Annotated in this window: 11 protein-coding genes; all 11 read right to left on the bottom strand. The window is 30.4% G+C overall.

Translation table 11 applies throughout. From position 1 onward, the window contains the following. Positions 1-7: 7 nt before the first annotated feature. Positions 8-304 (bottom strand): sporulation protein YabP, encoded by a 297-nt coding sequence (gene yabP / locus BEE63_RS12305; protein WP_066021673.1) that lies wholly within the window; start codon positions 302-304, stop codon positions 8-10. Positions 305-363: 59 nt separating this feature from the next. Then, complete coding sequence (locus BEE63_RS12300) at positions 364-618, bottom strand: RNA-binding S4 domain-containing protein (protein WP_066021672.1); 255 nt, start codon at positions 616-618, stop codon at positions 364-366. An 89-nt stretch (positions 619-707) separates the two neighbouring features. Further along, complete coding sequence (locus BEE63_RS12295) at positions 708-983, bottom strand: HU family DNA-binding protein (RefSeq protein ID WP_066021671.1); 276 nt, start codon at positions 981-983, stop codon at positions 708-710. 109 nt (positions 984-1,092) lie between these two features. Continuing rightward, a complete protein-coding gene (gene mazG / locus BEE63_RS12290) occupies positions 1,093-2,538 on the bottom strand; it encodes a nucleoside triphosphate pyrophosphohydrolase (RefSeq protein ID WP_066021670.1) in 1,446 nt (481 codons plus the stop codon). Between the two features lie 15 nt (positions 2,539-2,553). After that, positions 2,554-4,095: a putative polysaccharide biosynthesis protein gene (locus tag BEE63_RS12285; protein WP_066021669.1), complete on the bottom strand. Its 1,542-nt coding sequence runs from the start codon at positions 4,093-4,095 to the stop codon at positions 2,554-2,556. Positions 4,096-4,168: 73 nt separating this feature from the next. Further along, the gene (gene spoVT / locus BEE63_RS12280) at positions 4,169-4,720 is read right to left on the bottom strand and encodes a stage V sporulation protein T (protein WP_066021668.1); all 552 of its coding nucleotides are present in this window, start codon (positions 4,718-4,720) and stop codon (positions 4,169-4,171) included. Positions 4,721-4,948: 228 nt separating this feature from the next. Next, positions 4,949-5,950: a peptidylprolyl isomerase gene (locus BEE63_RS12275; RefSeq protein WP_066021667.1), complete on the bottom strand. Its 1,002-nt coding sequence runs from the start codon at positions 5,948-5,950 to the stop codon at positions 4,949-4,951. 147 nt (positions 5,951-6,097) lie between these two features. Next, positions 6,098-9,613 (bottom strand): transcription-repair coupling factor, encoded by a 3,516-nt coding sequence (gene mfd, locus BEE63_RS12270; protein ID WP_066021666.1) that lies wholly within the window; start codon positions 9,611-9,613, stop codon positions 6,098-6,100. A 16-nt stretch (positions 9,614-9,629) separates the two neighbouring features. Further along, positions 9,630-10,196: an aminoacyl-tRNA hydrolase gene (pth, locus tag BEE63_RS12265; protein ID WP_066021665.1), complete on the bottom strand. Its 567-nt coding sequence runs from the start codon at positions 10,194-10,196 to the stop codon at positions 9,630-9,632. Between the two features lie 240 nt (positions 10,197-10,436). Beyond that, positions 10,437-11,633 (bottom strand): S1C family serine protease, encoded by a 1,197-nt coding sequence (locus BEE63_RS12260; protein WP_066021664.1) that lies wholly within the window; start codon positions 11,631-11,633, stop codon positions 10,437-10,439. Positions 11,634-11,785: 152 nt separating this feature from the next. Continuing rightward, positions 11,786-13,213, bottom strand: coding sequence for a sensor histidine kinase (locus BEE63_RS12255; protein WP_066021663.1), 1,428 nt, complete (start codon positions 13,211-13,213; stop codon positions 11,786-11,788). Between the last annotated feature and the right edge of the window lies 1 nt (position 13,214).

The following is a 13,214-nucleotide window of genomic DNA, read 5'->3' as shown; positions in this document are numbered from 1 at the left end:
CTATGTCCTATTTAAACAATCTTGATATTATGCTGTCTTTTTTATTTGAGGCTTCATTTCCACTATATACACAGGAATTTATGGTACCAGTTATAGCTATATCACCATTTTGAACATCTAATTTATTCATTTTTAATTCCCTTCCCCTTATAGTAAGAGAACCTAAATTAGTATTGAGAACTATTTGTTCATCGTTAAAGTTAATCACTTCACTTACTCCCGTAAGTAAAAGTTTTTTTCTATTTTCTATAGTCATTAAACTTTTCTTATTATTCTCTATATTTACTTCCTTTTTGGATTCCATACAAATTACCTCCCATTCCACTTTTTAATATATATGTGAAATAGAAAGATTTTATCACTTTAAATTTGCTCTCCACTTATTATTTCATACATTTCTTTAGCTTCATTTTTTAGGACGTGATTTGCTACATTCACTACTTTAGCCTTAAAAACTTTATTAGCATATGTTATTTCTATAATATCATTTTCCTCAACATTCGTTCCTGGTTTTGCAACCTTACCATTTATGGATACCCTTCCGCTTTCACAGGCTTCTTTGGCAACAGTTCTTCGTTTTATTATTCTAGAAACCTTTAAATATTTATCTAACCTCATATATTAAACCTCCTGCTTGAAATATATTATCCTAAAACTTCAAAAATCCCGGCTAATCACCGGGATTTTCAAAATCTTTAACAATATAATTATTTATTAACTCTTTCCTTAAATTCTTTTCCTGCTTTAAATACCGGTACAGTAGATGCTGGTATTATTATTTCCTCTTTGGATCTTGGATTTCTTCCTTTTCTCTCAGCTCTTTCTCTAGTTTCAAAAGTACCGAATCCAACAAGTTGAACTTTTTCATGTTTTTCTAATGTTTCCTCGATGCTTTCTATAAATGCTTTTAATGCAACTTCCGCATCTTTTTTTGTTAAATTACCCTTTTCTGCTATACTAGTGATTAATTCAGCTTTGTTCACTTTTGTTACCTCCTTAAATTTTAAGAGTATGCTATAACCATATAAGCATATTCTTCATATAATATAAAAATCCTCCTTTTAAAGGACATTTTTATTGAATTTTAATACATTATTTTGATTTTGCTTCATTCCATAGAGCATTCATTTCCTCTAAAGACATATTCTTTAAATCAATGTTTTTTTCTTTTGCTCCATTCTCAATGCAGCTAAAACGTTTAATAAATTTGTCTATAGTATAATTTAATGCAAATTCACTGTCAATGTCAAGAAGTCTCGCAACATTTACCACTGAAAAAATTAAATCTCCGACTTCTTCTGTTATTCTGTCCCTTTTTATCCCTTTATATACATCTTTTACTTCATTAATTTCCTCAAACACTTTATTTAAAGCACTCTTGGCATCTTCAAAATCAAATCCAACTTTAGAAGCTTTTTTCTGAACCTTTTCAGCTCTTATAAGTGCTGGAAAATTTTTGGGTATATGCTTCATTTCATCAGTAAACGATTTTAAATTCTGTTCTTTCCTTTTTATTTCGTCCCATTTTTTCAAAACTTCAGTGGAATTTTTTAATTTTTCACTATTAAAAACATGAGGATGTCTCTCTATCATTTTATTGCAAATTCCAGAAATTATATCGTTTATATTAAAATACCCTTCCTCCTTACCTATTTGAGCATGAAATATTACCTGAAATAGCACATCTCCTAGTTCCTCTACCATGGCAGCATCATCTTTTTTATCAATGGCTTCTACTGCTTCATAGCTTTCTTCTATAAGTGATCTCTTTACTGTATCATGATTCTGTTCTCTATCCCATGGGCAGCCATTTTCTCCTCTAAGTATACTCATTATGTTTAAAAGATCATAAAAATCTTTATTGTTATTTAAGTCCTGAGGTACATAAACTGATGTGAGATAGTCTATGTCATTTTGCCTATCTAATTCATAAAGAGGTATTTTCCTAATGCTTTCCTGCCCTTCAATTCCCGCTGCTCTTACAAAATATATTTCAGTCTCATCTTTGTAATATTCCGTAAGTGCAAGTTTTACATCAGATGCTATAAAATTATTATATACCTGAGTAACAACAAGACCTATTCTTTTATCTAAAACCTGATTTTTTATATCAAACGCATCTACTATTTTAATTCCCTTTATTGGATCTATCTTAAGACTTTCCATTAAAGCATCAACAAAACTAACTGCCGGTACTATTTCAAATTCAACATCTTCTTTTTCACACAGTTCAATGAGCATCTGCACCGACTTTTCTGCAACAAGTGGATGACCTGGCACTGCATAAACTATGTCCTTAAGCTCTTTGACCTTATCTATTAAATCATGTGCTATAAAGCTGTATACTTCTTCAAAGTTATCTCCCGCATCATACTCTCCATCATAAGTACTATATTTTATTCCAAGTTTATCAAAGTACTCTACAACAGGATGCTTTTTCGTTCTAAAAAAAACATTATGTGCGGCGTTAATTTTTTCAACAGTTCCAAGAGTTAATGCTTTTTTCGAACCTGGCCCAAGTCCAACTATACTAATCACTTTTTTTCCCTCTCTTTACCTGATTTTTTTAAATCGAGATTTGATTTCACTATAATCAAATATTCCAAACAGAATAATTAATATAAAATATAATATTATCCCTGAAAAAACTGATATAGCAAAACTTAATAAATTATTCATAGTTTTCTTATAAATATTCATATATGAAAACATAACACCTATAATCATTATTATAGAGGCATATGCTGGTTTCATTATTATATCATACCATTTTATTTTAAAATTACAAACAATTTTAACAGCTATGACATTTAATATGCATGATAACATGTATCCAGATATAGTTCCTATAACAGCACCATATACATTAAACATCTTTATAGGCACCAAATAATTATTAATAAACACTTTTAACACACAGGCAAAAAACAAGTTAATAACAGGTATAGCATATTTTCCTACTCCTTGAAGTATAGATGTTGTAACCTGAGACAATACAATAAAAGGTATACTTATACTTAGATACTTTAGTATAGTGGCTCCACTTGAATGTCCTGGAAATATAAAATTCATAATCTGATTAGACATAAAAAATATACCTACAAACGATGGTATCGCTATAACCATTGAAATCCTTAAAGCCATTTCAATCTTATTTTTCACTTCATGATTTTTCTTTAAAATAAACGCTTCTGAAATCACAGGTACCAAAGATACACATAACGCAATGGATAAAGTTAACGGTACATTTATAAGCACAAAAGCTTTTCCAGTAAGTTGTCCATATAATTCAGCTGCTTTCCTGTAACTAAAACCCGCTTTAACTAAATTTTGAGGTACTAATATTGAATCTATAAGACTCATTATGCTGCTGACTGTAGAACCTAATGATATTGGTACAGCTATGTATAATAATTCATTTAATATCTTATAACTTTTTTTATATGATTTTACGCAATTAAATTCCTTTCTAACCTTCATGTACTTTATGAATAAATATACACCAGCAATAGCTGCCCCAAATACTGCTCCAAAGGCTGCACCACCTGCCGAATATTCTATTCCCTTTGGAAGAAGAATATATGCAAGTCCTACACCAACTATAACACGTCCAACTTGCTCAATAACCTGTGAAATTGCTGTCGGTGTCATATTCTGTAGTCCTTGAAAGAAGCCTCTAAATGAGCTTACTAAGGATATAATAAGTGGCGCTAGTGATATACCTATAAGTGAATAATATGATTTTTCATTCCAATTAAAAAAGCCCACTAATTGTCTTGAAAATAGAATAAGAAATAATGTAAATCCTCCCCCCATAATTGCCATGAGAAGAATGGCTTTTTTTAAAACTAAAATAATTCCTTCTCTATCATTCACTGCATTTCTCTCAGATACCATCTTTGAAATGGCAACTGGTATGCCTGATGCAGTTGCTATAAAAAACATATATAGCGGATATGACATCTGATAATATCCTATGCCTTCATCCCCAATAAGCATAATAAGAGGCCATCTAAAAAACATACCCAATACTTTTGCAATTATACCCGTAATTCCTAATATTAAAGTTCCTTTTATTAAAGTTTGTTTTTTCATTAAAATAATACCTCCAAATTCTCTATAAATATATTAATATTTATAATTTGAAGGTATTATTACTTTATTTATTTTATTGCTCCATTTGTTTACCAAGGAATGATGATGCAGTCTCTGCCATTTTAATTTCAAGATCTCCAAATTTTGCTTCATCATTTTCAGAAAAAATTATCACAGCACCTACAGCATCGCCTTCTGCAAGTATAGGAGCTACAATCTGAGCCTTGTATTTCTCTGTACCATCGTCTCCTTCATATATAGGAATTGCTTTTCCTGCCTCTGTCATATTAAAAACTTTTCTTTCGTCCATTATATTCTCGATTTCATTACTTATTCGCTTATCCATATATTCCTTTTTATTTCCCCCGCTTACAGTAATGACACCATCTCCATCGCAAATTATAACCGTATGCCCCATAGAAGCATTTAATGATTCGGCATATTCTTTTGAAAAATCACTTAATTCATTTATTGGAGAATACTTCTTTAAAATAACTCCCCCTTCTCTATCTGTAAATATCTCCAGTGGGTCTCCTTCCCTTATTCTGAGTGTTCTTCTTATTTCCTTTGGTATTACAACTCTCCCCAAATCGTCTATACGCCTAACAATACCTGTTGCTTTCATTATTATTCCCTCCTAAATTTATGTAAAGCATTTTTACATTTATAGTATCCAACTTATCTCCAAATTTTATGCATATATATTTACTTATTTTTCATAGAATAAAAAAAAAGAAGAAGTTTAGTATTAATTTGTCATTGAGAAACTTAACTTCCTGTTTAACAAACTATACTAAACTTCTTTCTATTATTTTCTTTTAGATTTCTAAATATTTTTTAAGTGTATATCGCATTACATAAGGTTCTTTTCATTTTTCTGTATATTAGCTTGATTTTCCCATTTCTTTAATGTGCTTTCATATACAGATTTTTGCTTATTACTCAATAGCTGCTGCTTTATTTCGTCTTTAACTTTATCAAAATCTTTTATTGGATATTCCGTTCTCTTTACACATTTTATTACATGCCACCCAAATTGAGTGTGTACAGGCTTACTAACTTCGTTATCCTTTAACTTTAAAGCTGCTGCCATAAAGGTTTTATCAAAATTAGAGTTATTCATTTCTACGTCTCCAAGATCTCCGCCTTTATCCTTTGTAGTATCTATAGATACAGCTTTAGCTACTGATTCAAAAGATTCCCCTTTATCTATTCTAGCTTTTGCTGCCTTTGCTTCCTTCTCTGTTTTTACTAGAATATGTTCTAAGTGTATCTTGTTAGGCTGCTCAGTATAAGAGCTCTTATTTGCATCATAATATTTTTTAGCTTCAGCGTCAGATACTGTTACACCTTTAGTCATCTTCTGAACTAATTTATCTGCAATAGCTTTAGTCTTCAATTCCTTTTTAAATTCAGCTGTTGTATAACCATACTTTGATAATGTACTCTTGAATTCAGATTCTGATTTAAACTGTTTTAGATATTGATTATATGTATCATCTACAGCAGCCTTTTCTTCATCCTTACTTAATGTTATCTTTTCATCCTTTGCCTTCTTTAAAAATATGTCCTGGTCAATAAGGCTTTTAACTATTGCATCTTTTTGCTTTTTTAATGCTGCCATGGCTTCTTCATTTTTAGTGTAGTCGTCACCATACTGAGATTTTAATTGTTCAATAGCATATTTTGCCTTGCTATCAACTTCTCCTCTAGTAATAGTTTTGTTCCCGTAATAAGTTGCAACAACTTTAGCATTTATAGCTTCTGGGTTCTTTTCTATCATATCACATCCTGCTGTAGAAAATGTAAACATTCCCAGTAAAAGTGCAGCAATCAGCTTTTTAGTGCTTCTCATTTTTATACCCCGCTCCTCACTATTTGTTTTTTTTATAATATTTTATTGTAAAAAACATTATTTAACTTTTTCATCATAATTAAATAAAACATCTATTTGTTTAACTTTATCATTTTTTTAACTTACAATTATAATTTTACCATAAATTTAATTTGTTTCAACTAAAGATTTCATATATTTTAAAAATTGTTTTAAATTTTCAAGTATATCTTCTCTTTTTACATCCTTCAAGCTATACATGATAGTAGGAGTATCCCCCATCTTAAACAAAACAGACTTATTATAATTTTTAAGCAATCCCTCTACTAATTTCTTACTAATTCTATCATTACTTTCAAATTTAATTTCAAGCTGATTTATTCTATCCTTAATTTCTAAAATACCCATTTCCCTTGCCACACTCTTTAAGCAAGCTATGAGCATAAGATTTTGAACAGTTTTAGGTATAGTTGAAAATCTATCTTCAAGTTCTTCTTTTATATCAATCATTTCATCATATGAATCTATAGCCGCAATTTTCTTATAAACAGATATCTTTAAAGTTTCATCATCAATAAAGGATGACGGTATATAAGCATCAACTTTTAAGTCCACAGTAGTTTCAACAGGCTCATTTTTAATTTCACCCTTTATTTGTTTTATGGTGTCTTCAAGCATTCTGCAGTATAAATCATAACCAATAGCTGCCATATGTCCATGCTGTGCAGAACCCATTATATTTCCTGCACCTCTTATCTCAAGATCTCGCATGGCAATTTTAAATCCAGAACCTAATTGTGTAAATTCTTTTATAGCTTTAAGCCTTTTTTCTGCAACTTCAGTTAATATCTTATCTTTTTTATAAGTAAAATAAGCATAGGCCATCCTATTAGTTCTTCCAACTCTACCTCTAAGCTGGTAAAGCTGAGAAAGTCCCATTTTATCAGCATTATAAATTATAAGCGTATTTACGTTCTGTATATCAATTCCAGTTTCTATTATAGTAGTACAAAGCAATATATCATAATTTCCTGACATAAAATCAAGCATTACATTTTCAAGCTCATGTTCGGACATTTGACCATGTGCTATTGCAATTCTAGCTTCTGGAACAAGTTTTCCAAGAGATGCTGCCATTTCTCTTATAGATTCAACTCTATTATATACAAAGAATATCTGTCCGCCCCTACCAATTTCTCTCATTATGGCATCACGTATAAGCTGATCATTATATTCAACAACATATGTCTGCACAGGATATCTTTCTTCAGGTGGAGTTTCAATTACGCTTATATCTCTAACACCAGTAAGTGACATATGAAGAGTTCTTGGAATAGGTGTAGCTGTCAAAGTTAAAACATCAATATTTTTCTTAAACTGCTTTAACTTCTCCTTGTGTGAAACCCCAAATCTTTGTTCCTCATCAATTATAAGCATTCCCAAATCCTTAAAACTAATCTCCTTATTTAAGATTCTATGAGTACCTATAATTATGTCTATATTTCCTTCTTTTAAAGCCTTAAGAGTTGATCTTTGCTCAGACTGACTCCTAAATCTACTTATCATATCTATCTTGACAGGAAAATCGGCAAATCGGTTTTTAAAATTGTTGTAATGCTGCTCTGCAAGTATAGTCGTAGGTACTAGAAAAGCCACTTGCTTGCCCTCCATAACAGCCTTAAATGCTGCCCTTACAGCTACTTCAGTTTTTCCATATCCAACATCACCACATATTAATCTATCCATAACTTTACCAGATTCCATATCACTTTTTATCTCTTCAATAGCTGAAATCTGATCTGGAGTTTCATTATACGGGAACTCATCTTCAAATTGTTTTTGCCAAACTGTATCCTTTGAATATTTGTGACCATTAACTGTCGATCTAACCGCATAAAGCTTAACAAGCTCCTCCGCAATTTCATTTATAGACTTTCTAACCTTATTTTTAGCCTTAGTCCACTCATTACTTCCAAGTTTATTTACCTTAGGAGCTTTTCCTTCGCTTCCTATATACTTCTGCACTAAATCAAGCTGCTCTACAGGGACATAAAGTTTATCATCTACAGCATAATTAAGTTCTAGGTAATCCTTCTTATGGCCCTGAACTTCAAGCTGTTTTATGCCCTTAAATATACCTATACCATGATTAACATGTACAACATAGTCTCCCGGTTTTAGTTCCGTAAAACTCTTTATTTTGCCTACACCTTTTCGCTTTTTTTTCTTTTCTTTTTTCTTTCTTGACGTTCCAAATATCTCCTTGTCAGAAATAACACACAATTTCATCTCTGGATATTTAAAACCCTTAAGTTGGCTTCCCGGTGTAACAACAATTTCTCCATAATCTACACTTAAAACACTATCTTTATATACGCTTTCTATGCCTCTATCTCTTAAACTTTCAACAAGTCTCTGACCTCTAGATTTAGTTCCACATAAAATTACTGTTTTATATCTTTCTTCTTTTAAATTTTTTATGTCATTAATCAAAATATCTATTTGACCTTGATAACTTGATAAAGTTATTTCATTAAATGCTATTTGAGCTCTAGCTCCATCCGAAATTGTTTTTTCAATAGACTCTAAGTTTATTATTTTTTTCTCTTTTAAAGTCTCATATACGGTATCCTCGGGAACAATTATATTACCTTGCTTAGGGAGTATATCCCCCCTCTGAAGAAAATTCTCGTAATTCTGTTCAAACTCATAATAAACGCTTTTAAGCTTGCCCTTACATCTTTCAAAATTATCCACAAAAATAACATAATTATTTACATAATCAAAAAAGCTTGAAGTTTTATCATAAAAATATGGGATGAAAGTATCTATAGTCTCAAAACCAGCCTTTTCTTTTAACTGTTCAAGATTATAATTAATTGTTTCCTTAAGATTTTTATAACTTTCTTCATTACTTTCTTTAAGTTTTTTAAGCGATTCATCTAACTCACTTTTAATTGAATTATAACCTTTTTCAATAGCTTCATCTGTAAGTATTATTTCTTTTGCTGGAAATATTTCTATTTTGTTTACTTTCTCTATACTTCTTTGAGATTCAGTATTAAAGCTCCTTATTGACTCTATTTCATCGCCAAAAAATTCAATTCTATAAGGAACATCTGATATAGGGGAGTATATGTCTATTATACCTCCCCTAACAGAAAATTGACCTTTAGCATCTACACTTTCAACGTGTTCATATCCACATTGAATTAATTTTGTTTTAAGCTCTTCAGCCTTTACTGTGTCCCCTAAAGATAACTTAAATGTAAACTTCTTATATAAATTTACAGGCAAATATACTGATGCTAAATTTTCCACAGAGGTAACTAATATCTTTTTACCCCTAGACATCATTTTTCTTATTACTTTTAATCTTTCCCACCTTAAATCTCCTGATACAGCATATATATTATAAAATACAACTTCTTTTGTTGGCATATAATATACATTTTGATTATAAAACGACAAGTCTTCATATATTTTCCTTGCCTGCGAATCACTATCCGTTACTACTAAAAAGGGGTTGTCTATTTCTTCATACAACCCACTTATTAAATAGCTTTTTCCTGATTCAGAAGTTCCACATAATTCTATAGGGAATTCACTGTTTTTTATTTTGCAAATAGCATCTTGAAATTTATTATTGCTTTTCAGAGGATGCATAAGCCCATCAAGTCTCATTTTAACACCTCTTAAATTATTCTAACTTCATGCCGTTAAATTTATTCATAGCACTTTCTAATCCATCTGCTACTATGCTGCTAACGGCTTCTGTAACAACATCAAAAACCTTTTCGATTATAACTCTATCGTTATCTTTAAACCTGCCAAGAACATAATCCACAAGATTTCCTATGGGATTTCCAACTCCTATTTTTATTCTGGGAAATTCATCTGAGGATAAATTAAGTATTATGTTTTTTATTCCATTATGTCCTCCTGCACTTCCTTTGCCTCTCATTCTAATCTTTCCAACATCAAGACTTATATCATCATATATAACAATAATATTTTCATTTTTCATTTTATAAAAATTTGCAGCCTCCTGTACACTTTCACCGCTTAAATTCATATATGTATACGGTTTTAATAAAATTACTTTCTCACCATTTATAATTCCACTTCCATATAAACCTTTAAACTTTTTTTTATCTATTTTTATATCATACCTATCTGCAATTTTTTCAATTGCATCAAAACCTGTGTTATGCCTTGTATGTTCGTACTTTTGTCCTGGATTACCAAGCCCAACTATTAGAAACACTTTTTACCACTACTTTCTTAATTGTTTAAAATTCAATACTTATATTATGAGTATAATAAAAAAAACTGTCAACAATTAATTTTCAATTACAGCCCTTTATAAACATAAGCTATACATTTTTCTATAGTTAAGCTTCAAAGCACTATGGCTTATGTATAAGCTAATTGTTTAATTAAAAAACTATAATTGAAATTTAAAATTGACAACCTATATGCACTAGATTAATTTAAATTAATCATTCTAATTCTTATTTTCGGTTAATACAATTTGAAGCTTAAGTAATTTTCCATTTCTATTAACCTTACATAGAACTTTATCTCCTACTTTTTTACTATTTAGTACATTTCCAATATCATCTATAGTAGTTATTCTTTGGCCATCTAATTCTAAAATTATATCACTTGGTTTTATACCCGCCTCTGCCGCACTACTTCTAGGTACAACTTCTTTTACATAAACACCCTCAAGTTTACTTTTAGAATTATCTTTAAGATCTCCTCCGACTATACCAACAAATGTTTTTATCACCTTTCCATTCTTCATAAGCTGATCTAATATCTCCTTAACATCGTTTATTGATACTGCAAAGCTAGCACCATCACTATCATAATCCATGTTAAGCTTATCGCTATTTATGCCTATAACTTCACCTTTTTCGTTGCATAATGCTCCACCGCTGTTTCCTGAATTTATAATAGCGCTTGTTTGCAAAACCCTATAATTTGAAATATCCATCACAGAAGAATCATCTGATGCCTTTAAGCTTCTACTTGCAGCACTTATTATACCTGCAGTAACATCACCGGAAGACTTATCACCAAGGAAATTTCCTACAGCAACAGCTATATCTCCAACCCTAACCTTAGATGAGTCTCCAAAAATAGCTGTAGGCAAATTATGACCATTTACTTTTATTATCGCTATATCTGATTCACCGTCAGATGCTATAACTTTGGAATCAAACTCTTTTCCATTAGATAATCTTACTAATATCTTATTAGCATCACTTATTAAATGAGAATTTGTAACTATATATCCGTCAGACTTAAATATTACCCCAGAACCAGTGATTGGCCCATGATTACTGGCATCACTTGAACTAACTATCCCAACTATGCTTGATCCTACTTCATCTGATACCTTATTAACTGAGTTTACTGGAATGCTGTTATTACTTCCTACAACAGATTTTTTTTCTTGAAACATAGGTGTGTTACTCTTTTCTGTAAGTTCATAATATCTTGTATTTACAACATATGTTGCTGTTATAGCACCAGATAATACAGAAATTGCTATAAAGGTTAATAATTTAAATAACTTTTTAAATTTAGATTTGCCGCTATTTCTGAAATTAATATTTCCCACATTATTCTTAGAATTATCTGTATTTACTTCCTTCCAGGTTACATCCTCTATTTCATTTTTGTCATCGAACAATTAGTGCACCCCCACAGAATTATTTAATATAGAGAAAGCAATTTAATTATATACTTAATTAAATTTTACACTTGTTGCTTTTTTATTATAACCTTAATTATTTATGCAAATATTAATAATTTGTAATAATTCCATAAATGTTACTATACTACTTACTTCACAGTTTTTAAGGTGAAAATAAATTCTACTCCGCCTTCTTTTTTATTTTCTACATTTATATCTTCTCCATGCTCAGTAAGTATGCTTCTCACAATTGGGAGACCCAGACCTGTACTCATTTTTCTAGTTCTAGCCTTATCTGATTTGTAAAATCTATCCCATATATGATTAAAATCTTGTTCTGAAATTTGCGGTCCATTATTATATATTGAAATGTAGGCTTTATTGTATTTCTCATTTGTTGTTATCTTTATCCTGCCACCACTATATACATATTTAACCGCATTATCTATTAAATTTGTAACTACTTGACTTATTCTATCTTTATCTGCAATCACATATAACTTATCGTCACTAAAACATACATCCACTGATAACTTTTTTTCTTTTATTTTCGTTTCAAACTTAAGAACTGTAAATCGTATTATTTCGTTAATATCTACTTTTGACAAATTTAGTTTTAAATGTCCAGCCTCTATAGAAGATAAATCCAATAAATCATTAACAAGTCTTGTAAGCCTATTTGTCTCATCATATGTAAGAGATAAATAGTATCTTTCCTTTTCCCTTGGAACTACACCATCAAGCATACCGCCTATAAAACCCTTTATAGAGGTTATTGGAGACCGTATTTCATGTGATACATTTGATATGAATTCTCTTCTATTTTTTTCTGATTTCTCAATAGAATCTGCCATAAAATTAAAAGATTCCCCAAGCTCACCTATTTCATCATTTGAGTTAATATTAACTCTCTTTTGGACCTCACCCTTAGCTATTTTTCTTGCTACGTCATTTATATTCTTAAGTGGGCTTAATATTATTTTTTGAGAAAGATAATACATAATAATACAGGCACCTATTATTGCAAATATCGCCGAAATCCATATTATTGCATATACCCTATTTAATGGGTGTTTGAAATCATTGTATGGAGTCGCCATTAATATTGTTCCCTTAAAATTATTATTAAATATCATCGGTATCCCATATAAATGAACAGTCCTTTTAAACACCTGACTATAATCAACACTTTTTTCTATAGTCTTCTCATTTTTTTCAACGTCATCCAAATCCTTGTCATTTATTTGAGTTCCAATTAAATAATCATTTTTAGGATTAGAGACAGCATATACATATCCATAATTGTCTACTACAACTATATCAGCATTTACATCCGTGTTTATATATGCAATTACTTCTTTTAAAGTATTATTTGTTCTCTCTATTGACATATTTCCTTCTATATATTGAAACGCAACGGCTTCAACATATTTTGCTTCTGTACCTACCTGACTCCTTTTTTGAGAAAAATAGTAGTTCTTAAACCAAAATGATAGAAAGGCAGACATAATAACAAAACTTATAGCAATTATTGCTGTATACGCCAGCATCATTTTGGAGAAAATTCCCTTTCTCATT

This window comes from Clostridium pasteurianum, assembly GCF_001705235.1.
In the GTDB taxonomy this organism is placed as follows: domain Bacteria; phylum Bacillota; class Clostridia; order Clostridiales; family Clostridiaceae; genus Clostridium_S; species Clostridium_S pasteurianum_A.
Note: the sequence above shows the minus strand (reverse complement) of the source record. Positions and strands in the feature narration are given on the sequence as shown.

Excerpts from the sequence above, each read along its gene's own strand:
- yabP (WP_066021673.1), bottom strand. The coding sequence starts at position 304 with ATGGAATCCAAAAAGGAAGTAAATATAGAGAATAATAAGAAAAGTTTA.
- BEE63_RS12300 (WP_066021672.1), bottom strand. The coding sequence starts at position 618 with ATGAGGTTAGATAAATATTTAAAGGTTTCTAGAATAATAAAACGAAGA.
- BEE63_RS12285 (WP_066021669.1), bottom strand. The coding sequence starts at position 4,095 with ATGAAAAAACAAACTTTAATAAAAGGAACTTTAATATTAGGAATTACG.
- spoVT (WP_066021668.1), bottom strand. The coding sequence starts at position 4,720 with ATGAAAGCAACAGGTATTGTTAGGCGTATAGACGATTTGGGGAGAGTT.
- BEE63_RS12275 (WP_066021667.1), bottom strand. The coding sequence starts at position 5,950 with ATGAGAAGCACTAAAAAGCTGATTGCTGCACTTTTACTGGGAATGTTT.
- mfd (WP_066021666.1), bottom strand. The coding sequence starts at position 9,613 with ATGAGACTTGATGGGCTTATGCATCCTCTGAAAAGCAATAATAAATTT.
- BEE63_RS12255 (WP_066021663.1), bottom strand. The coding sequence starts at position 13,213 with ATGAGAAAGGGAATTTTCTCCAAAATGATGCTGGCGTATACAGCAATA.